The organism is Stenotrophomonas sp. RG-453 (genome assembly GCF_033843685.1).
GTDB lineage: Bacteria > Pseudomonadota > Gammaproteobacteria > Xanthomonadales > Xanthomonadaceae > Stenotrophomonas > Stenotrophomonas bentonitica_A.
In genome coordinates this window covers 262,961-284,449 of record NZ_JAMYED010000005.1, presented here as the reverse complement: position 1 = coordinate 284,449, position 21,489 = coordinate 262,961, and the positions used below count along the sequence as shown (strand labels likewise).

Annotated in this window: 18 protein-coding genes; 14 read left to right on the top strand and 4 right to left on the bottom strand. The window is 67.9% G+C overall.

The genetic code is table 11. The features are described from left to right. Positions 1–38 precede the first annotated feature (38 nt). The 3 genes from cycA (at position 39) to NJD74_RS11955 (ending at position 4,582) form a co-directional block, all read left to right on the top strand. The gene (cycA, locus tag NJD74_RS11965) at positions 39–1,418 is read left to right on the top strand and encodes a D-serine/D-alanine/glycine transporter (RefSeq protein ID WP_319624219.1); all 1,380 of its coding nucleotides are present in this window, start codon (positions 39–41) and stop codon (positions 1,416–1,418) included. Positions 1,419–1,522: 104 nt separating this feature from the next. After that, positions 1,523–2,296: a lytic transglycosylase domain-containing protein gene (locus NJD74_RS11960; RefSeq protein ID WP_319624218.1), complete on the top strand. Its 774-nt coding sequence runs from the start codon at positions 1,523–1,525 to the stop codon at positions 2,294–2,296. A gap of 246 nt (positions 2,297–2,542) precedes the next feature. Beyond that, positions 2,543–4,582: an SMP-30/gluconolactonase/LRE family protein gene (locus tag NJD74_RS11955; protein WP_254665261.1), complete on the top strand. Its 2,040-nt coding sequence runs from the start codon at positions 2,543–2,545 to the stop codon at positions 4,580–4,582. Between the two features lie 6 nt (positions 4,583–4,588). On the opposite strand, the gene NJD74_RS11950 is transcribed toward NJD74_RS11955, so the two are convergent. Further along, entirely contained in the window at positions 4,589–4,963 is a 375-nt protein-coding gene (locus NJD74_RS11950; RefSeq protein WP_019185729.1) for a YciI family protein, read from the bottom strand. A gap of 187 nt (positions 4,964–5,150) precedes the next feature. On the opposite strand from NJD74_RS11950, the gene NJD74_RS11945 reads away from it, so the two are divergent. The 8 genes from NJD74_RS11945 to NJD74_RS11910 all read left to right on the top strand — a co-directional run bounded on the left by NJD74_RS11945 (position 5,151) and on the right by NJD74_RS11910 (position 12,170). Then, positions 5,151–5,570: a YciI family protein gene (locus NJD74_RS11945; RefSeq protein WP_319624217.1), complete on the top strand. Its 420-nt coding sequence runs from the start codon at positions 5,151–5,153 to the stop codon at positions 5,568–5,570. A gap of 28 nt (positions 5,571–5,598) precedes the next feature. Further along, positions 5,599–6,021 carry a VOC family protein gene (locus tag NJD74_RS11940; RefSeq protein WP_046272897.1) on the top strand — a complete coding sequence of 141 codons (423 nt, stop codon included), beginning with the start codon at positions 5,599–5,601 and terminating at the stop codon, positions 6,019–6,021. 27 nt (positions 6,022–6,048) lie between these two features. Then, a complete protein-coding gene (locus tag NJD74_RS11935; RefSeq protein ID WP_070426526.1) occupies positions 6,049–6,459 on the top strand; it encodes a VOC family protein in 411 nt (136 codons plus the stop codon). 55 nt (positions 6,460–6,514) lie between these two features. After that, positions 6,515–7,768: a sigma-70 family RNA polymerase sigma factor gene (locus NJD74_RS11930; protein ID WP_319624216.1), complete on the top strand. Its 1,254-nt coding sequence runs from the start codon at positions 6,515–6,517 to the stop codon at positions 7,766–7,768. 69 nt (positions 7,769–7,837) lie between these two features. After that, positions 7,838–9,487 carry a M28 family metallopeptidase gene (locus tag NJD74_RS11925; RefSeq protein WP_319624215.1) on the top strand — a complete coding sequence of 550 codons (1,650 nt, stop codon included), beginning with the start codon at positions 7,838–7,840 and terminating at the stop codon, positions 9,485–9,487. Positions 9,488–9,773: 286 nt separating this feature from the next. Continuing rightward, positions 9,774–11,033: a histidine kinase gene (locus NJD74_RS11920; RefSeq protein ID WP_046272900.1), complete on the top strand. Its 1,260-nt coding sequence runs from the start codon at positions 9,774–9,776 to the stop codon at positions 11,031–11,033. Then, positions 11,023–11,796, top strand: a complete 774-nt coding sequence (locus NJD74_RS11915) for a LytTR family DNA-binding domain-containing protein (protein ID WP_019185736.1) — start codon at positions 11,023–11,025, stop codon at positions 11,794–11,796. The genes NJD74_RS11920 and NJD74_RS11915 overlap by 11 nt, the downstream gene beginning before the upstream one ends. 29 nt (positions 11,797–11,825) lie before the next feature. Further along, positions 11,826–12,170: a hypothetical protein gene (locus NJD74_RS11910; protein ID WP_319624214.1), complete on the top strand. Its 345-nt coding sequence runs from the start codon at positions 11,826–11,828 to the stop codon at positions 12,168–12,170. A gap of 39 nt (positions 12,171–12,209) precedes the next feature. Here NJD74_RS11910 and NJD74_RS11905 read toward each other — a convergent pair whose 3' ends face one another. Then, positions 12,210–12,824 (bottom strand): hypothetical protein, encoded by a 615-nt coding sequence (locus NJD74_RS11905; RefSeq protein ID WP_026070179.1) that lies wholly within the window; start codon positions 12,822–12,824, stop codon positions 12,210–12,212. A 317-nt stretch (positions 12,825–13,141) separates the two neighbouring features. Here NJD74_RS11905 and NJD74_RS11900 point away from each other — a divergent pair, with 317 nt between their 5' ends. Then, complete coding sequence (locus NJD74_RS11900) at positions 13,142–14,059, top strand: oxygenase MpaB family protein (RefSeq protein ID WP_319624213.1); 918 nt, start codon at positions 13,142–13,144, stop codon at positions 14,057–14,059. 132 nt (positions 14,060–14,191) lie between these two features. On the opposite strand, the gene NJD74_RS11895 is transcribed toward NJD74_RS11900, so the two are convergent. After that, on the bottom strand, positions 14,192–16,312 hold the full coding sequence (locus NJD74_RS11895; RefSeq protein ID WP_070471630.1) for a M13 family metallopeptidase: 2,121 nt from the start codon (positions 16,310–16,312) through the stop codon (positions 14,192–14,194). A 306-nt stretch (positions 16,313–16,618) separates the two neighbouring features. Between NJD74_RS11895 and NJD74_RS11890 the strand changes: the two genes are divergently transcribed. Next, positions 16,619–19,567 (top strand): EAL domain-containing protein, encoded by a 2,949-nt coding sequence (locus NJD74_RS11890; protein ID WP_319624212.1) that lies wholly within the window; start codon positions 16,619–16,621, stop codon positions 19,565–19,567. Between the two features lie 12 nt (positions 19,568–19,579). Here NJD74_RS11890 and NJD74_RS11885 read toward each other — a convergent pair whose 3' ends face one another. Next, a complete protein-coding gene (locus NJD74_RS11885; protein ID WP_319624211.1) occupies positions 19,580–20,461 on the bottom strand; it encodes a LysR family transcriptional regulator in 882 nt (293 codons plus the stop codon). 111 nt (positions 20,462–20,572) lie between these two features. Here NJD74_RS11885 and NJD74_RS11880 point away from each other — a divergent pair, with 111 nt between their 5' ends. Beyond that, a complete protein-coding gene (locus NJD74_RS11880; protein WP_319624210.1) occupies positions 20,573–21,382 on the top strand; it encodes a class III extradiol ring-cleavage dioxygenase in 810 nt (269 codons plus the stop codon). The last annotated feature ends 107 nt before the right edge of the window (positions 21,383–21,489 follow it).

The window sequence follows — 21,489 nt, the reverse complement described above, 5'->3', positions numbered from 1 at the left end:
TCTATGTTCGGACGCTTCGCCCCTGCCGACGCTGCCCCATGACCGATCCTGCCGTCCCGCCGGAATACCTCCGGCGCAGCCTCTCCAACCGCCACCTGCAGCTGATCGCCATCGGCGGTGCCATCGGCACCGGTCTGTTCATGGGCTCGGGCAAGACCATCAGCCTGGCCGGCCCGTCCATCGTGCTGGTGTACCTGATCATCGGCGCGATGCTGTTCTTCGTCATGCGCGCGATGGGCGAGCTGCTGCTTTCCAACCTGCAGTACAAATCCTTCATCGACTTCTCCACCGACCTGCTCGGGCCGTGGGCCGGGTTCTTCTGCGGGTGGACGTACTGGTTCTGCTGGATCATCACCGCCATCGCCGATGTGATCGCCATCGCCGCGTATGCGCAGTTCTGGTTCCCCGAGCTGGCACCGTGGATACCGGCGCTGCTATGCGTGATCCTGCTGCTCAGCCTCAACCTGGTCACGGTGAAGCTGTTCGGTGAAATGGAATTCTGGTTCGCGCTGATCAAGATCATCGCCATCTGCGCGCTGATCATCACCGGCTTCGGGCTGGTCGCCTGGGGGTTCACCGCCCCCTCCGGGCACGTGGCGTCGTTCTCCAACCTGTGGAACGACGGTGGCGTGTTCCCGATGGGCATGGCCGGTTTCTTCGCCGGCTTCCAGATCGCGGTGTTCGCCTTCGTCGGCATCGAACTGGTCGGTACCACCGCGGCCGAAACCGCTGATCCGGAGCGCAACCTGCCCAAGGCGATCAACTCGATCCCGGTGCGCATCCTGGTGTTCTACGTGCTGGCGCTGATCGCGATCATGGCCGTCACCCCATGGCGTGAGGTGGTGCCCGGCAAGAGCCCCTTCGTGGAACTGTTCGTGCTGGCCGGCATTCCCGCCGCGGCCAGCCTGATCAACTTCGTGGTGCTGACCTCGGCCACGTCGTCGGCCAACAGCGGCATCTTCTCAACCAGCCGGATGATGTATGGCCTGGCCGAAGAGGGGCACGCACCGAGCGCGTTCCGGCGCCTGTCGCGCGCGGCGGTGCCGGCGTTGGGGCTGGTGTTTTCCTGCGTGTGCCTGTTGCTGGGCGCCATGCTGATCTATCTGATCCCGAACCTGGTGACCGCGTTCACCCTGGTCACCACGCTGGCCGCGGTGTTGTTCATGTTCGTGTGGTCGTTGATCCTGTGCTCGTACATCGTCTACCGCCGCAAGCGCCCGCACCTGCACGCCGCTTCGGCGTTCAAGATGCCCGGTGGCGTGCTGATGTGCGGGGTGTGCCTGGCCTTCTTCGCCTTCGTGCTGGTGCTGCTGACCCTGCAGCCGGACACGCTGTACGCGCTGGCGATCAGCCCGCTGTGGTTCGCCCTGCTCGGCCTGGGCTACGCCGGCAAGCGGCTGCTGGCCCGCCGCCACTGAGTCAGCGCCCGGCCTGCCAGCGCGGCAGGCCCGGTATTCACCTTCGGTTCGCGCCCCCGGCCGGATGATCGCGCCGCACCCTTCCGTGCCCCGATCCGAGCCCGATGAATCCGACCCTGCCTGCCGCGTTGGCCCTGTTGTCGTTGCTGCTGCCTGGCCTGGCATCGGCGCGCACGGTCTATCGCTGCGTGCAGAGCAACACGGTCAGTCTGGCCACGGCACCCGAGCCCGGCTCCAGGTGCACCCCGCAGCAGATCGACGACAACGCCGTGCAGACCCCCAACCTGTGGGGCAACATGGGCGTCTTCAGCGGCACCCTGTACGAACGTGAGCAGGACGGTGCACTGGTCTACTCGACCCGCAACCTGCCGGGCTCGCGCGTGTTCCTGAAGTTCACCGTGGCCACCCCACCGGGCGAACCGGCGCACGAAGGGCTGGGCAAGGTCGGCACGCCGCAGTTGAACCGACATGCCAAGCAGTTCAAGGCGGCGGCCAAGGCCACCGGCGTGGACGATGCCTGGCTGCGTGCGATCGCCCATGCCGAAAGCGGTTTCGATGCCGGCGCGATCTCACCCAAGGGCGCGCAGGGCGTGATGCAGCTGATGCCCGATACCGCCACCGAATACGGCGTGGCCGATCCGCTCTCGGCCGAGCAGTCGATCAGCGGGGGCGCGCGCTACATGAAGGCGTTGTTGCGCCGGTACAACGGCGACCGCGTGCTGGCGGCCGCCGCGTACAACGCCGGGATCGGTGCGGTGACCCGCTACAAGGGCGTGCCGCCGTATGCGGAAACGCTGGCCTACGTGGAGAAGGTCAGCGCGCTGTATGTGCGCTATCGCGAAGCGATGGGGTTCAAGGTGGAGACGCCGGCGAAGTAGGCGCTGCTCCGGGGCGAAACGTCACGCGCTGTACCGCGCATGGGTCGCCACGCGGCCCAGCGTGTTCACCGCCGCCTTGACCTCGGCACGCTGCGTGGGCGGCTGCCAGCGCGCGTGGACCATCAGCGCTCCCGGCGTGCAGGGTTTGCAGGCACGCCACGAGCGGCTAAGGTCGTGTCCCGAACAGCAGCAAGGACAGCGATGACGCGCGGACGATGGACGATGGTGGTGCTGATCGCCGCTCTGATGGCGGCAGCGCTGGTTTGGACCTTCCTGCGTGAACCGGCCGCGCCGGCGCCGCCACCGGGCCCGGTGGCGACGGCCCTGGGCTGGACGCCGACAATCAGCGTGCTGGCCGGCGACGGCGTGGGCGGCAGTACGGAAGGCCCCGCAGCCCAGGCGCGCTTCGCCGATCCGTACGGCCTGGCCGTGGACACACATGGCGTGGTCTACATCGCCGATGCCGGCGACAACAACCGCATCCGCCGCGTTCATCCCGACGGTCGCGTGGACACGCTGGCCGGGCAGGGCGAGGGTTGGCGCGATGGCGCCGCCCTGCGGGCGCAGTTCAACACGCCCTCCGGGATCGCACTGGATGCGGGCGGCAATGTCTATGTTGCCGATACCGGCAACCACGTGATCCGCCGCATTGCGGTGGATGGCACGGTAAGCACGCTGGCCGGTGATGGTCAGCGGGGGTTCGTCGATGGCCCGGCCGCCCAGGCGCGCTTCGATGGGCCGATGGGCGTGGCGGTGGATGCGGGCGGCCGCGTCTTCGTGGCCGATACCTACAACGACCGCATCCGCGTCATCGAACCCGATGGACGGGTGCACACCGTCGCCGGTGGCGAGCGTCCGGGCCTGGTCGATGGCATCGGGGCGGCCACCCGCCTGGATACGCCGGTGGCGCTGGCACTGGATCCGCACGGCAACCTGCTGATCGCCGATCTGTTCAACAACGCGATCCGCCAACTCGCCCCGGATGGCACGCTGGGCACCCGGGTCGCCGATGGCGGCCTGCTCAGCGGACCGATGGCGCTGGCGGTGACCCATGACGGGGTGATCTACGCCAGCGACATCAACGGCAAGGTGGTGCAGATCTCGGCCCAGGGCCATCAGCTGGCACTGGCCGGGGTACCGCCGCAGCCCCGCTTTGCGCGGCCCACCGCACTCGCGCTGGATGCCGAGGGCGGCCTCTATCTGGCCGATGCCGCCTCCTACCGTGTGCACCGGCTGCGTGCCCTCGGGCCTGGGCAGACGGCGCCGCCGGCGTTGATCGGCCCGGCACCGGACGCTCCTTTGCCCGACACCGCCGGCCGGTGGCCACTGGCCCCGCAGGACGGGTGGCACGAAGTGGTGGGCACGTTGGGTGAGGTGCGCGGGGACTTCAAAGGCGAGAGTCGGCACCATCTGCATGGCGGGTTCGATATCCGCGGCGATGTCGGCCAGCCGGTGTTGGCGATCGCCGATGGCAAGGTCGATACGCCGTTCGCGGCGTGGTCGGTCGGCGGCCAGGCCGAAGGCCTTTCGCTGGGCCGGCTCAAATACATCCATATGAAGGTTGGCCGCGATCCGCGCGATCGGCCGTTCGATGCGCGCTGGCAGCAGGTGTCCGGTGAGGACGGCAAGCTCGAACGCATCCGCGTGCGTCGCGGCACCCGGTTCGCCGCCGGCGAAGCCCTGGGTAGCATCAACCGGATGGCGCATGTCCACCTGAGCGTGGGCGCCAGTGGTTTCGAGCGCAATGCGGTGGCACTGGGCTTCACCGGTTACGCCGATACGTTCGCGCCGCGCATCACCGAGGTCGCCGTGCTGGACGACCTGGACCAGCCGGTCAAGGCGGGTGCCGACGGGCGCGTCGCGATCCCGCGCCAGGGGCCGGGCGTGCAGATCGTGGTGGAGGCGTGGGACCAGGTGGACCGCAATCTGCCACGGCGCCGGTTGGGCCTGTACCAGGTCGGCTACCAGGTCCTGGATGCGCAGGGCCAGCCGCTGGCCGGGTACGAGCAGCCGCGCTTCAACATCGTGTTCAACCGGATGCCGCGCGAAGACAGCGCCACCCGCGTGGCCTACGCGCCGGACAGCGGCATCACCGTGCATGGCAGCGCGGTCACCCGGTTCCGCTACCTGGTCACCAACACGGTGCGCGATGGGCTGGTCGAGACCGGACGCTGGCAACCGGATGCATTGCCGGCCGGCGAGTACATCCTGCGGGCCAGTGCGCGCGACTACAGCGGCAATGAGGCCATCGGCCCGCGCGATCTGAAGATCACGCTGTTGCCTTGAGCGGTGTCAGGCGCCGACGCGCACGCGTTCGGCGTCCATGTCGGCCAGCGGGCGTACCTCGATGCTGCCGAAGCGCGACCACGGGAACTGCTGCGCAATGCGCATCGCCTCGGCGTGGTCGGGCGCGTTGATCAGGTTGAAGCCGGCCAGCAGTTCGTGGGTTTCGGCGAACGGGCCATCGGTGATGCGGGTCTGGCCCTGGCGCACGCGCAACGTGCGCGCGCTGTCCACCGGTTCCAGCTTCTGGGCGAGCACCAGGGTACCCTCGGCCTGCAGGCGGTCGGCGTGGTGCAGGCAGTCATGCATCAGGCGGTCGTATTCGTCGCCGGGCAGGGCCTGCAACAGGCCCTCGTCGATATAGATCAGCAGAAGAAATTGCATGGCCGGACCAGGGTGGGCGGGGAAACCGCATGATGCCCCAGCCCGCGGTCATGGCGTGTTGCAGCGCCGCAGCGCGGCCCCGTTCAGCGACGAAAAAATAGTTCGTCGTGCGTGTCGATTTCCATCCCCTTGGCACGTTGTATCCAGTGAACGGCCCGGGTTCCGGGCTGGCACACAGGAGCACCCCGTGAAAGTCATGGTACTGGTCAAGGCAACCGCCGCCACCGAGGCCGGTCAATTGCCGACCGAGCAGGAAATCCGCGCGATGGGCGCGTACAACGAGCAGTTGGTCCAGGCCGGGATCATGCTGGCCGGCGAGGGCCTGCACCCGACCTCGCGCGCCCGCCGCGTGGCCTTTGGCAGCGAGCCGCCGCGGGTGATCGATGGGCCGTTCGCCGAAACCCGCGAGCTGGTCTGCGGGTTCTGGCTGTGGCAGGTGCGCTCGCTGGACGAGGCCTCCGAATGGCTCAAGCGCGCACCGTTCGCTGCCGGGGATGTGGTCGAGCTGCGGCCGATCCTCAGTGCCGAGGATTTCGGCGCGGCCTTCACTCCCGAATTGCAGGCGCAGGAACAGCGTCTGCGCGACCAGATCGGCACCGCCGATTGATTCCCCCCCGCACCCCTGGAGCACTCCCATGAAACTGATTCCGTTCCTCGGCTTCAACGGCAAGACCCATGACGCCATGGCCTTCTACGCGCAGGTACTCGGCGGCAAGGTCACCTCTGAAATGAAGTACCGCGACATGCCACCCATGGAAAGCCAGGAGGGCTGTGGCGAGATGCCGCCGGAGACACTGGACCACGTCGCGCACAGCCAGCTGGAGGTGGGGTCGGCGATCCTGATGGCCGCCGATGGCCCGTCTTCCGACGGGCAGGGCAGTACCACGATCAACATCGATGTGGATTCGATCGAGGAGGCCGAGCGCGTGTTCAACGCGCTGGCCGACGGTGGCGAGATCAAGATGCCGATCACCGAAACCTTCTGGGCCCACCGCTGGGGTTTTCTGATCGACCGTTACGGCAAGCCGTGGATGGTCAACTGCATGAAGCAGCCCTGAATCTTTCGTTCAACAGGAACCATCCACATGACCAACGCTACGCAGCAGATGATCTTCGTGAACCTCCCGGTGCGCGACCTGGAGGCGTCCAAGACGTTCTTCGCCGCCCTGGGATACACCTTCAACCCGACCTTCACCGATGAGAACGCAGCCTGCATGATCATCAGCGACAGCATCTTCGTGATGTTGCTGGTGGAGACGTTCTTCGCGCAGTTCACGACCCAGCCGATCAGTGATGCGCGCCGCCAGACCGAGGTGATCACCTGCCTGTCGGCGCAGAGCCGCCAGGCGGTCGACGGGCTGGTGGACAAGGCGCTGAAGGCCGGTGCCCGCGAGCCGCAGCCGGCGCGCGATTACGGTTTCATGTACCAGCGGGGCTTCCAGGACCTGGATGGGCACCTGTGGGAGATCGCGCACATGGACGGCGAACCGGGGTGATGGCACGCCGCGGTGCGGCTTGTGCGCCGGCCGCACCGGTGCTCTGATCAGCCGCATGGACACGGCACTGACGCAACGACTGGAGACGATCTGGCGCATGGAGTCGCCAGTGGTGACCGCCCGCCTGACCCGCCTGCTCGGCGGCGATGTCGGCCGTGCCGAAGAGCTGGTCCAGGACACCTGGCTGGCCGCGCTGGAGCGCTGGCCCAGCCAGGGTGTGCCGGACAATCCCGGAGCGTGGCTGATGACCACTGCGCGCAACCGCGCCATCGATGTGCTGCGCCAGCACCAGCGCGTCGCCGGCCAGCACGCGCAGTTCACTAGTGCGCTGGCGCCGCTGCCGTTGCCGGCGCCGGACGACAGCGATGCGCTGGAAGACGACATCGGCGATGACCTGCTGCGGCTGATGTTCGTTGCCTGTCATCCGGTGCTGGCCGCCGACGCGCGTGTCGCGCTGACGCTACGACTGCTCGGCGGCCTGACCACCGATGAGATCGCACGCGCGTTCCTCGCGCCGGAGCCCACCATTGCCCAGCGCATCGTGCGCGCCAAGCGCACGCTGGCGCACAAGCAGGTGCCATTCGAAGTGCCGCGCCAGGCGGCGTTGCCGGAGCGCCTGGCCTCGGTGCTGGAGGTGGTCTACCTGATCTTCAACGAAGGCTATGCGGCCAGTGCCGGCGATGACTGGATGCGCCCGGCCCTGTGCGACGAAGCGCTGCGGCTGGGCCGCGTGCTCGCCAGTCGGTTGCCGACCTGGCCGCAGGTGCAGGGGCTGCTCGCCCTGATGGAACTGCAGGCCTCGCGCACCGCCGCCCGCACCGATGCCACCGGTACGCCGATCCTGTTGCCTGACCAGGACCGCACGCGCTGGGACTGGTTGCAGATCGCCCGTGGCCAGGCCGCCCTGCAGCAGGCGGTGGCGCTCGGTGGCGGTGACGATCCCTATGCATTGCAGGCGGCCATCGCCGAGTGCCACGCACGCGCGCGCCGTGCCGACGACACCGACTGGGCGCGGATGACCGCGCTGTACGCACGGCTGGCACAGCGCCAGCCCTCGCCGGTGGTGGCGTTGAACCATGCGGTGGCGCTGTCGCGGGCCAAGGGCGCGGCGGCCGCGTGGCCGCTGGTCGATGCGCTCGGTGACGATGCGCGGCTGCGCGACTATGCGCCGCTGGCTGCGGTGCAGGGCGACCTGCTGGCCCAGCTGGGGCGGCACGCCGAAGCACGGGCGGCATTCCAGCATGCGGCCGCGCTGACCGCCAATGCGCGTGAGAAGGCGATGCTGCTGGCCCGTGCGGCAGCCGTGTAGACCGGCACTGCACTGCGCGGCGGCTCTGGCCTACACTCGGGCGATTGTCGGTCAGTCATGAGGTGCAGCGTGAAGCGTGTGGTAATCAGCCTGTTGGCGTTGTCGGTGTCGTCGGCCTTGATGGCCGCCACCCCCAAATTCGATGGCGCGCGGATCTCCGCCGACGTCAAGGAACTGGCGTCGGACGCCTACGAAGGCCGCTCGCCGGCCACTGCCGGTGAAGAGAAGACCATCGCCTTCCTGAGCAAGCAGTTCGCAGCGGCGGGCCTGCAGCCGGGCGGCGACCTCAAGGACGGCAAGCGCCTGTGGACCCAGGCCGTGCCGCTGCTCAAGGGCGATATCGTCGGCACCCCGAGCCTGTCGTTGAGCAGCAAGGACAAGCCCCAGACGCTGAGCCAGGGCAAGGAAATCGCTGTACGCGCCGCGATGAACGGGGCCAGCGCGGTGGACATCAAGAACGCGCCGCTGGTCTTCCTCGGCTACGGCGTCAAGGCCGCCGAGCGCAACTGGGACGATTTCAAGGGCGTGGACCTGAAGGGCAAGATCGCCGTCGTGCTGATCAACGACCCGGACTTCGAAACCGGCCAGGGCGACTTCGACGGCAAGGGCATGACCTACTACGGTCGCTGGACCTACAAGTACGAGGAAGGCGCGCGCCAGGGCGCCCTCGGCGTGCTGATCGTGCACGAGACCGCGCCGGCCTCGTACGGCTGGGCCACCGTGGCCGGCTCCAACACCAACACCATGTTCGACGTGGTCCGCGACAACCCGGCCGAGGCGCATCCGCTGCTGGAAGGCTGGATCCAGCGCGATCTGGCGGTGGAGCTGTTCAAGCGTTCGGGCCTGGATTTCGAGGCGCTCAAGAAGCAGGCGCAGACCCGTGATTTCAAGCCGGTGGAGCTGAAGGGCGAGACCTTCTCGGCCAAGTACGCGGTCAAGACCGAGGTGATCACCTCGCACAACGTGGCCGCGCGCCTGGAAGGCAGCAAGCATCCCGACGAGACGGTGATCTACAGCGCCCACTGGGACCACATCGGCGTGGGCAAGCCGGACGCGAACGGTGACACCATCTTCAACGGCGCGCTGGACAACGCCAGCGGCACCGCCTCGCTGATCGAACTGGCCCGTGGCTTCGCCAAGGGCAAGCGCCCGGAGCGGTCGGTGCTGTTCCTGGCCGTGACCGCCGAGGAAAAGGGCCTGCTCGGCTCGGAGTACTACGCCACCCACCCGCTGTACCCGCTGGGCAAGACCGTTGCGCTGATCAACATGGACGGCATGGCGCCTTTCAGCCCCTCGCGTGACTTCGGCATCTACGGCTCGGCCAAGCTGGAACTGCTGGACCAGCTCAAGGACGTCGCCAAGGGCTGGGACATCCGCTACACGCCGGACCCGAAGCCGGAAGCCGGCCTGTTCTTCCGCTCCGATCACTTCCCGTTCGCCAAGCGTGGCGTGCCGGCAGTGTCGTACTCGGCGGGCCAGGATTGGGTGGAGGGGGGCGTGGCGGCCGGCAAGGCCGCTTCGGATGACTACACCGCCAAGCGCTATCACCAGCAGGGCGACGAGTGGCAGCCGGACTGGACCTTCGCCGGTGCCTCGCGCGATCTGGAAGTGCTGTACACGCTGGGCAACCAGCTGGCCAACTCGCGCGCCTGGCCGAACTGGAGCGAAGACTCCCAGTTCCGCGCCCCGCGTGACGCCAGCGCCGCCGAGCGGAAATAAGGCGCGTCCGGCCGGCACGCCGGCCGGACCCCCGCCGTAGAGCCACGCCATGCGTGGCTTCGCGGTCTCGAACCCAGACGTAGAGCCACGCCATGCGTGGCTCGCGGTCTCGAACCCAGACGTAGAGCCACGCCATGCGTGGCTTCGCGGTTCCGGAAGAAAGCCAGCCACCCATGGGGTGGCTCTACACCGCTTCGTCCCACCATTCCCTGCCTTCGTCGCATGCCGCTTGTTACCGCTGGCGGCGGGGCTATGCTCGCCTCACTCCCTATGTGATGACGCCGCCGTGTTCGCCAGCCTCTCCCTGATCTTCCGCATCCTGTTGGCCTGGGCCGCCGCCATCGTGGTGGCGGGGTTCGTCTGGAGTGGCTTCTTCCATGGCATGGACGAAGGCCCCGGCTGGGTGTTCGGCCTGCTGGCCCTGTTCGTGATGGTGACCGCCCTGGGCAGCTGCATCGCCCATATCCGGCGCGTGCAGCACGTCGCCGGACGCCTGGACGCGGCCACCCTGTCCAGCCGCCAGCGCCGCCAGATCGAGGTGCCGATGGACGCCGGCCCGGCCTTCGCCTTGGTCGAGGCCGCCATCGCCGAGCTGCCACGCGTGGAAGACATCGAAAGTGCGCCCGGCAGCCTGCAGGTCCGTGCCTATGTGCGCCGCGTGGATCCCTACAACGGCCGCCCGCCGTCCCGCTGGAACCTGCCTGCGCGGCTGGCGATCAAGCGCAACAGCGTGCTCGCCACGGTCACGCCGGGGCAGGGCACCAGCAGCGTGACCCTGCTGTTCGAGCCCGATGCCGGGGTCTGGGCCGATCTGCTGGCGGTCGACGAAGGCAGCAACCACGAGAACGCCGAAGCGGTCGGCCGTGCGATCACTCGCCGGGTGGCCGAGCAGCGCCGCGACGAGCAGGCCGCCGCCGAGCAGACCGCGACCGAGAAGGAACTGTCGGTGGCCAAGCTCAACCTGCTGCACGCCCAGGTCGAGCCGCACTTCCTCTACAACACGCTGGCCAACGCGCAGGTGCTGACCCGCACCGATCCGCCGCGCGCCGACCAGATGCTCGGGCACCTGATCCAGTACCTGCGCAGCTCGCTGCCCAGCGTGGAGGAATCGATGTCGACCCTGGGCGTGGAGCTGGAGCGCACCCAGGCCTACCTGGAAATCCTCAAGATCCGCATGGGCGCCCGCTTGGCCCTGCAGGTGGACGTGCCCCCGGCCCTGCTCAGCCTGCCGCTGCCCTCGATGGCGCTGCAGACCCTGGTCGAGAACGCGATCAAACACGGCCTGGAACCCAAACCCGGCGGCGGCACGGTGTGGATCATCGCGCGCGCCTTCGAGGACCATGTCACCCTCACCGTGGCCGACGACGGCCTCGGGTTCGGGCAGGGCACCAGTGGTACCGGGATCGGCCTGAAGAACCTGCGCGAACGCCTGCGCCTGACCTGCGGTGAGCACGCTGGCGTGGCGATCGTGTCCAATTTCCCCACCGGCGTGGCAGCGACGATCACCCTGCCGCGCGATGCCCGCGAGGCGATCCATGCAGCTTGACGCCCTCATTGCCGAAGACGAAGACCTGCTGCGCCAGTCGCTAGTGGCACAGCTGCAGCGGTTGTGGCCGGAACTGCGGCTGGTGGCCGAATGCGAGGATGGTGCCAGTGCGCTGGAGCGCCTGGCCGAGCTGAAGCCGGACCTGGCCCTGCTCGACATCCGCATGCCCGGCATCACCGGTATCGAGGTGGCCCGCGCGCTGCCCGAGATCAGCCCGCGCACCCAGGTGGTGTTCGTCACCGCCTACGACCAGTATGCGATCGACGCCTTCGAACAGGGCGCGATCGACTACCTGCTCAAGCCGGTCAGCGATGAGCGCCTGCTGGCCACGCGCGAGCGGATCCTGGCCCGCATGCAGCTCGGCCGCCCGGACAGCGGCATGCTCGAGCAGCTGCTGCAGCGCCTCGGCAATCAGCCCGCCGCCGCCTCAAGCGCGCCGCCTTTGGCCTGGATCACCGCCAGCAACGGCCGCGACACGCAGCTGATCATGCTCGAAGATGTGATCTACTTCCGTGCGGACAGCAAATACACCACGGTGGTGACCGAGCAGGGCGAAAGCCTGCTGCGCACCTCGCTGCGTGAGCTACTGGATGCGCTCGATCCGCAACGGTTCCGCCAGATCCACCGCTCCACCATCGTGAACATGAAGGCGGTCGCCGCGGTCACCCGCGATGACACCGGCCGCGGCCAGCTGCGCTTGAAGCACCGCACCGAAGTGCTCAACGTCAGCCAGCCCTTCATGAGCCTGTTCCGCGGGATGTAACGCGCCTTTCCTTTCGTCTGGAGCCTGCCATGCGTACCGCCGTTGTCGCCAGTCTCTGCGTGTTGATGCTGGCGGCCTGCCAGCAATCGAACAACACCTCCGTCACCCGCATCCGCGCCAACGGCGTGGATACGCTGTACAGCAAAACCACGGTCGACAACGGCGTGGCCAGCTTCGACTGCATCGCCAGCAGCAGCGGCCGCTGCCATTACCTGGTGCTGGATGCGCGCTGCACGAAGGACACCGACTGCCCCTATTTGCCGCTGCACCGGTTGGCGGTGGCGGTGGGCAAGACGGAGCAGATGGCCGGGCTCCCGGCCGGCTTCCAGCACTGCGTCAGCGCCGTCCAGAAAGAACAATGCCACCGTGAGTGATCACGGTGGCATCGTGGCTCCCCCCGCTTTTCAGTAGGGTCAGAACGCGGGCTGCAGATGCAGGTTGGTGCCGTTGGGCTGCTCGCCGACATGATTGAGCTGGCCCACCAGTTCGGTGTGCTGCTTCATCCGGCCGATCTCGCGCATGATGCGGATGTCCTCGTGGCGCAGCTCGCGCTTGGCGCTCACCGCCTGCTTGTAATCCAGGACTTCCGGATAGTGCTGGGCCATGTCCAGCGCCTCGGCCACGCATTCGACCGTATCGGCATCGGAGGTGATCCGGGCGCGGCTGTTGAAGGCCTTCATCCAGCGCTCGAAGCCGGCGGTGTGATCGAACATGTTGGCCATGAACCAGATCACGAACAGGATCGACACCCACGAACCGAACACGATCACCACGCGGGTGAAGGTGATATGGAAGTCATCCTTCCACAGGTAGTTGCTGATCAGGCCGAGGATGAGCAGGGAGGACGCCTGCCAGCCCACGATCGAGGCCATCAGCCATTGGCCCTTGGCTTTGGCGAGCACCGCGACTTCTTCGCGGATCTGCTGTTCACTCTTGTTACGCCAATGCGCGACCTGTTTTTCGAACGGGCTGCTGTACAGCTCGTTGTCCTGCAACAGCAGACCCAAACCTTTGAACAAAGCGATCATGACGAGCTCCTTCTGGAACGTGCGGCAGCGCATTGGACGACGTTGTGGCGTATCCAGTTCTAGCACTTTCACGGCGCTTGGCAATGGGCAAAGCGCAAAGATCCGGCGCCATTTCTGCCTGAATGGGCAAACCCGCAGCGGATTTGCGCACTGCGGCACGTAAATCACCGGGTAAATACGGCTTGGACGGCGGCTCCCATGCTGCATCTGCACAATGCGCAGGCCCTGGCAGGCACCCGCCTCGCCAGCCCCACCGGTATCACGCAGAATTGACGCATCCGCGCGAAATGCCGGTCCGCTCGCCCTCGGTACTGCTGATGTCCTCCCTGCTGCGTTCGCTTGCCCGCCCTGCCACCGCCCCGATCCGACGCTGGGTACTGGGCGCCTTCCCCCGCGGCCAGAGCGGGATCGACTACGACCACCCGCTGGGCGACCCGGGCTGGTTCGGCCCCGACAGCATCACCTGGCGGGTGCATGCCGAGTTTCCCGGCATGCTCGCCGGCGGGCTGTGCGCCCTGATGCTGCAGACCCTGCATCCGCTGGCCCTGGCCGGCGTGTACGACCACTCCAACTTCCGCGATGACCTGGTCGGCCGCCTGCGCCGCACCACCGCGTTCGTCGCGGGAACGACCTACGCACCCACCGCGGAAGTGGAGGCGCTGATCGCCAAGGTGACCCGCATCCATGCACAGGTACGCGGACACACCGCCGATGGCCGCGCGTATTCCGCCGACGATCCCGCGCTGCTCACCTGGGTGCACGTCACTGAAGCGTACGGCTTCCTGCAGGGCTGCCGACGCTATTGCCGCGACGTGCCTACGGCGGTCGCCGACCAGTACTACCGTGAGTACAAGCGCGTGGCCGAGGCGCTTGGCGCTGTAGACGTTCCCGCGTCGGAAGCGGAGGTCGACGGGTACTTCGCGCGCCAGCAATCGCAGCTGGTGTTCGATGCGCGCTCGCGCGAGGTGCTGGCAGTACTGTCAGGCATCCGCCTGCCGGTGCCGATGGCAGGTCTCTCGCGCGAGCTGTTCCTCGGTGCAGGTGCAGCGCTGCTGCCGGACTGGGCGACCGCGATGATCCAGCGCACGCCGATGCAGCGTGCGCAGTGGCGGGCATCGGCGGTGATGCTCAAAGGCATGGCGCCATTGTTCCGGCGCGCGCTGCAGGATGGGCTGGCGACGCGGGCGTGCACGCGGATGGGTGTGTCGGCTGGGGTGCTTGCTGATTGGCCTTGAAGCGGCAAGTGCCCTGTGTCCGCTGGTTGGGTCGGGCACGCACAGGCTTCCGGGACCCGCTGCTCTACAGCGAAAAAAAAACGGGCGCCGAAGCGCCCGTTCTCTCATTTCAGCAACGTGCGATGACGCACCTCACCACACCTTGACCCGCTTCTCCGGCGCCAGGTACAGCTTCTGGCCTTCCTTCACCTCGAAGGCCGGATACCACGCATCCAGATTGCGCACCGTCAACGCACGGAACTGGCCCGGCGCATGCACATTGGTCAACAGCGAATTGCGCAGCGCCTGCTCACGCGCCTTGCTCCGCCATGCCTGCGCAAACCCCAGGAAGAACCGCTGATCCGGCGTGAAGCCTTCCAGCGTCTGGCCCGGCTTGCCCTGCAGCGACAACTGATACGCATCGTAGGCCGTCGAAAGACCTGCCACGTCCGCAATGTTCTCGCCCAGCGTCAGACGACCATTCACCGATACCCCCGGGAACGGTGTGTAGCTGCTGAACTGCGCCGCCAGTGCATCGCCGGCCGCGTTGAACTTCTTCAGATCTTCGGGCGTCCACCAGTTCTGCAGCTTGCCCGTCTCATCGAACAGCGCACCGGCATTGTCGAAACCGTGGCTGATCTCATGGCCGATCACCGCACCGATCGCGCCGTAGTTCACCGCATCATCGGCCGCGCCGTCGAAGAACGGCGGCTGCAGGATCGCGGCCGGGAACACCAGGCGGTTTTCCAGTGGCACGTTCATCGCATTGATGGTCTGCGGCAGCATCGCCCACTCGCTGTGATCCACCGGCTTGCCCAGCTTGGCGATGTTGCGGCGGTACTCGAACAGCTCCGCACGCTCGGCATTGCCCAACGCGTCATCGCGCTTGATCTCAAGACCGGCGTAGTCGCGCCACTTGTCCGGGTAGCCCATGCCCACGGTCAGGCCATCCACCTTGGCCTTGGCACGCGCCTTGGTCTGCGGCGACATCCACTCCAGCGCATCGATGCGCTTGGCGAACGCGGCGATGATGTTCTTGGCCATCGCGTCCGCGCGCGCCTTGGTGGCCGGATCGAAATGACGTTCGACGTACAGCTTGCCGATCGCTTCGCCGACGGCATGGTTGCTGTCATCCACCGCACGCTTCCAGCGCTCGCTCTGCTGCGGGGTGCCGTTGAGCGTGGTGCCGTGGAAGGCGAAGCGCGCATCGGCAAACGACTTGGGCAGGTACGGCGCGGCGCGGTCCAGCGCATGGAAGGCCAGGTAGTCCTTCCAGACCTCCAGCGGCTCGGTGGCGACCAGGCGCGAGATGCCCGCGACGGCCTTGGGCTGCCACACGATGAAGTCCTGCTGGGCGTCCAGCCCGGCCGAGGCCAGGAACGCGTTCCAGTCCATGCCCGGTGCCTTGGCGCTCAGGTCGGTCTGCTTCCAGGCGTTGGCGCCCTTGGCGACGTCGTTGGTGTCTTCCTGGGTGGCGTGGACCTGGGCGATCCTGGTCTCCAGCGCGAGGATGCGCTGCGCCTTGGCGGCCGGATCGGCGACGCCGGCCAGCTGCAGGACCTGGGCGATGTAGGCCTGGTACTGCTTGCGGATCTCGGCCATGCGGCCACCCTGCAGGTAGAAATCACGGTCCGGCAGGCCCAGACCGCCCTGCACCAGGTACGGCGCGGTGCGGTCCGGCTGCAGCAGATCCACCGAGACCCACACGCCGAACAGGCGGTCGGTGTAGAAGTTGGTGGCGTTGAGCAGGTCCACGTCGGCGCGCAGCGTGCCGCCGAGCGCGGTGGCCAGCGCGGCCTTGTCGTTGATGCCGGCGATGGCGTCCAGTTCCGGTTTGACCGGGGCGACGCCACGCGACTCGATGCCGCTCTCGTCCATGAAGGCGGCGTAGTAATCGCCGATCAGCTTGGCCTCGCCCTCGGCCTTTGTGTCGGCCGCAGCGCCTTCGAGGATCGCGCGTGTGTCGGCCAGGGTTTTTTCGGAGATGACATTGAAGCTGCCGTAGCTGGAGCGGTCGGCCGGGATCTCGGTGTTCTTGACCCAGGTGCCGTTGGCGAAGCCGAAGAAGTCATCGCCGGCGGCGACGCTGCGGTCCATGCCGGCGGCGTCGAAGCCGAAGCTGCCCAGCTGCGGCTTGGGCGCGGCCGGTTCGGCCGGGGTGGTCTCGGGGGCGGACGCGGCCGGTGCAGTGGCCTCGCGGTCGCAGGCGGCCAGGCTCAGCGACAGGCTGGCGGCAATGGCGAGCATCAGGGTGGGGCGGCGCAGCTTGGACATTGAGCTTCTCAGCAACGGAAACACCCAAGTCTAATCCCGTACCGGGCGCGCGGTTATGCCGGCTTCGGCGGCATCGGGTACCGGGTGTGCCGGTCTTCCGGGTTCACGGATGTGAACCCTGGCCGCGGTGCTTCCCGTGCCGTACGCGCTGGTGCATGCTGGGGCCTGCACGGATTCCGCGGGCGCCGGCTGGCGCCGGTGTGACGAGCAAGGCGTCAAGAATCCCGGGCAGCGGCCGCTCAGGTTTGGGGAAACCAGGAAGCGTTTACAGATGAAGTCAGCCTGTCGTTCGGGAAAAGGGTTGCGATGCCCGCGTTGAACCGTGCCCTGGCACGGCCACTGCGGACGTTCGTGTGGCTCGGGGTATCCCTGGGCGTGCTGCTGGGCGCCGGGCTGGTGGCGACGCTGCTCAATGACTGCCAGCGCCGACAGGAAGCCGCGCAGCGCCAGAGCTCGGCGCTGGCCACCGGCGCCCAGCGCCTGCTGCGGCTGGAACTGCGCAACCTGGAGCGGGTGATGCAGGGCATCTCCCGCGATGGCGCGCTGCTCTTCCAGCGGGTGCCGGCGCAGGCACCGGACCTGCTCGATGCCAGCATCGCCGGGGCGCTGCAGCGGCATGCCGAACTGCACAGCATCGTGGTGGTCGACCAGTACGGGCGGGCCCTGACCAGTGGCAGTGGCGACCTGCAGTTGCCGCTCTGGGCGGTGGATGACAACCGCGGCCTGGGCAGCCAGGTTTTCCTCGGGCCGCCGCAGGCGCTGGATGCCGCGCACTGGATCCTGCCGCTGGCGCTGCCGATGGGCGGTGACCGCTGGCTGTTGGCACGGCTGCGCACGGCGGAACTGCAGGCCATCATCGGCGGCATGGATACCGGCGATGCCGGGGTGATCTCGATCACCGACCCGCGGGGCTACGTGCTGGCGCGCAGCCCCGATCCGGTCGGCGTGGTGGGGCGCCGCTTCGGCCTGGCCAGGCGCGAGCTGCTGCGCCGCGATGCCCTGACCCCATTGGGGACCGAGACCAGTGCAGTCGATGGCGTCGAGCGCATCTCCAGCCTCAGCACGCTGGCCCAGTACCCGCTGGCGGTGTACGCCGGGTTGGGCCGGCGCGACGTGCTGGCGGCCTGGTGGCCGTATGTGCAGGCCTCGGTCGGGGTCTACCTGCTGTACTGGGCGCTGTTTGCCGCGGTCTATGTCAGCCTGCGCTGCGCCACCCGCGACCAGGACAGCCTGAGCGAGGAGCTGCGTACCGGCCACGCCGAACTGCGCATGGCCCACCAGGTCGGCAAGGTGTGTACCTGGTACGTGGACGAGGATGCTTGCCTGCTGCGCTGGTCGCCGCTGGCCCGAGAGATTTTCGGCATCGACATCGAAAGCCTGCCCGTCGCGGATTTCTTCGCGCGCGTGCACCACGACGATACCGCGCGCATGCAGCAGGCCTTCGATGCCGCCTTTGCCGGCAGCGGCGTGCTCGATGAGATGTTCCGCCTGGTGCTGCCGGGTGGCGCGACCCGCTGGGTCGCCGCGCGCGGCCAGCGCGTGGCGGTGGTGGACCGCCAGCGCCGCATGATCGGTGCGTTGACCGATGTCAGCGAGCGGGTCGATGCGCTGGCCCGGGTGCAGCAGGCCGAGCGCCAGTTCCGGCTGCTGTTCGACCGCAATCCGGCCCCGTTCTGGGTGTTCGATCCGGACACGCTGCGCTTTCTGGAGGTCAACGAAGCGGCGGTGCGCCAGTACGGCTACAGCCGCGATGAGTTCCTGGCGATGAGCATCCTGGACATCCGCCCGCGCGAGGGTTGGGAGGAGATCCGCGGGGCGATCGCGCAGGCGCGCATCGGCGACGTGCAGGATGCGCAGGTCCGCCTGCACCAGCGCAAGGACGGCAGCGTCTTTGAAGTGCGTGCGCATCTGGCGCGGCTGGATTTCGACGGCCGCCAGGCCTGCCTGGTACTGGCCGAGGACGTCAGCGAGCGTTTGGCTTACGAGCGCGATCTGGCGTACCACGCCACCCACAACCCGGCGACCGGTCTGCTCAATACGCGCGCGCTGGCCGCGCAGCTGGATGAAGAGGGGGGCGCCTACACGATCGCCTACGTGCAGTTCCGCGGCCTGCAGCTGGTGTCGGACACGCTCGGCCGCGAGGTCGGCGACGTGGTGCTGCAGGCGATGGCCAAGCGCCTGGGCGGGCTCGGCGTGCGCTACGGGCTGCTGGCGTTCCAGCCCGCCGAGGATTTCATCTTCGCGATCCGCGACGACCATCAGCGCCAGACCGCGCTGGACACCCTGGTGCAGACCGTGTCCGAACCGGTGCGTGGGCAGGACTGGCTCCACCAGTTCGAGCCGCGCATCGGTGTCGCCGTGAAGGCCGGCGACGATGCCAGCACCGCCGAACAGGTGATCGGCATGGCCGCGCAGGCCGCCCACGCGGCGCGCGACGAAGGCAATGTCATCGCCTGGTACGACGCGACCGTCAGTTCGCGCCTGGCCGAGCGGCTGCGCCTGGCCGGGCGCATCCACAGTGCGATCGACACCGAGTTCGAGCTGTATTACCAGCCGATCTGCCACGCCGGCGACAGCAGCCCGGCCGCGCTGGAAGCCCTGCTGCGCTGGCCGCAGGCGGATGGCAGCTTCATTCCCCCGGGCGAGTTCATCCAGCTGTGCGAAGACACCGGGCTGATCCTCGCGCTTGGCCGCTGGGTGATCCGCGCCGCGGCGCAGGCGCAGCGGCAGCTGGTCGACGCGGGCTGGGACCTGCCGATCGCGGTGAATGTCTCGGCGGTGCAGTTCTTCAACAGCGACCTGGTGGCCGAGTTCACCCGCGCCAGCCACGAATTCGGGCTGGCCCGCGGTGCGCTGCAGGTCGAGCTGACCGAAAGCAGCCTGATGCGCAAGCCGGGCCAGGCCAAACAGACCATGCAGCGCCTGCACGAGCAGGGCATCTGCATTTCGCTGGATGATTTCGGCACCGGCTATTCCAACATGTCCTACCTGCAGCACCTGCCACTGGACATCCTCAAGATCGACCGCAGCTTCGTGGCCGACGTGGAAACCAACCCGCGCAACGCCTCGATCTGCCGCGCGCTGTTGTCACTGGGGCACAGCATGGGCCTGACCATCATCGCCGAGGGCGTGGAAACGCCCGGTCAGCTGCAGTGGCTGGCCGCGCATGGCTGCGACCAGGTGCAGGGCTATCTGCTCGGCCGGCCGATGCCGCTGGCACGGCTCATCGGGCAGCTGGAATCGGTGGAGGCATAGCGGCGCGCGCCATCACGCCAGGGCCTGGGCCAGGTAGTCGATGAAACTGCGCACCTTCGGGGCCAGGTGGCTGCGGCTGGTGTACACCGCATGGATGCCCACGCCCGGCACCTGCCACTCGGGCAGCACGCGCTCCAGCCGCCCATCGGCCAGCGCCTCGGCGACCAGGAAATCCGGCTGCACGATGATGCCCATGCCGGCGATCGCGGCCTCGCGCAGCACATCGCCGTTGTTGGCGCGGACACCGCCATGCACCGGCACCGAGACCTCCCCACGTGGTCCCTGCAGTTGCCATGCATCGCCACCGGCCCAGTAGCTGTAGCTCAGGCACTCGTGCGCGGACAGGTCTTCCGGCTGCTGCGGGCGCCCGTGCGCGTCCAGGTACGACGGCGCTGCGCACAGGCTGATCTGCGCTTCGCCCAGCTTGCGCGCGATCAAGGCCGGGCTGGGCTGGCGGGTGATGCGGATGGCCACGTCATAGCCTTCTTCGACCATGTCCACCAGACGGTCGGACAGCGACAGGTCCAGTTCCACCTGCGGGTAGCGCGCGCGGTAACCAGCCAGCAGCGGGCCCAGGCGGGCAATGCCATAGCTGACCGGCGCGTTGATCCGCAGCCGCCCAGACGGCTCCAGCGCCTGCGCGCTGATGCCGGCTTCCAGCGCGTCGAACTCGGCCAGCAGCCGCACGCACTCGGCGTAATAGGCCGCGCCCGTGCTCGTGGGGCTCACGCGGCGGGTCGTACGGTTGAGCAGCCGGGTCGAGAGGCGCTTTTCCAGCGCCGCGATCTGCCGGGTCACCCCGGCGGTGGACAGGTCCAGGGCCTGCGCGGCGGCACTGAAGCCATTGCGCTCGACCACGGCGACAAACACACGCATGGCGTCCAGAGTGTCCATTGTTTCTTTTTCCGAAATAAACAGCGTCGATGCATCGTATTTATTGGCCGATCTGTCCGCAATACGCTGATCTGCAGATCGACCCGTTGGGTCCTGCCATTGGAGTCCGTGATGCCCCGCTTGCCGTCCCTTTATATCTCCCATGGCTCGCCGATGACCGCACTCCATCCCGGTCTGGTGGGCGAGCGCCTGGCCGCGCTGGCGGCGCGCCTGCCGCGCCCGCGCGCGATCGTGATGGCCTCGGCGCACTGGCTGACCCATCAGCCGGCGGTGGGTGGACATGCCGAGCCGCCCACCCTTCACGATTTCGGCGGTTTCCCGCAGGCACTGTTCGACCTGCAGTATCCGGCCCCGGGCGAGCCCGCGCTGGCGCAGGAGGTCGCGCAGCGGCTGGGCGCTGCCGGTCTGCCGACCGCGATCGATCCACAGCGCGGTCTCGATCACGGTGCATGGGTGCCGCTGCGGTTCCTGTATCCGCAGGCGGACATCCCGGTCGTGCCGCTGGCGATCCAGCCACTGCTCGGGCCGGCCCACCAGTTCGCGCTGGGGCGCGCGCTGGCGCCGCTGCGCGAGCAGGGTGTGCTGTTGATCGGCTCGGGCAGCATCACCCACAACCTGCACGATTGGCGCAGCTACGCGGATGGCAAGGAGGCCCCTTATGTGCGGCCCTTCATCGAATGGGTCGAGCAGCGCCTGGCCGCCGATGACAGCGCCGCGTTGATCGATTACCGCCGCCAGGCCCCGCACGCGGTGCAGGCGCACCCCAGCGACGAGCACCTGCAGCCGCTGCACTTTGCGATGGGCGCCGCCGGTGGCGAAGCGCTCGGTGCGCAGCGCATCGATGCCGGGATCGATGCCGGCTTCCTGGCGATGGACATCTATCGCTTCGATGGCGCCGACGCGCAGCAGCGCGCCGCATGAGGGGCCGGCTGTCCGCCGACTGAGCCTGCCGCGCCCCGCGCATTCGCGTGGCGGCGCACGTGTGGTACGTTTTTTCCTGTTTCCGGCGCCGGCTGTCCGCAGCCTCC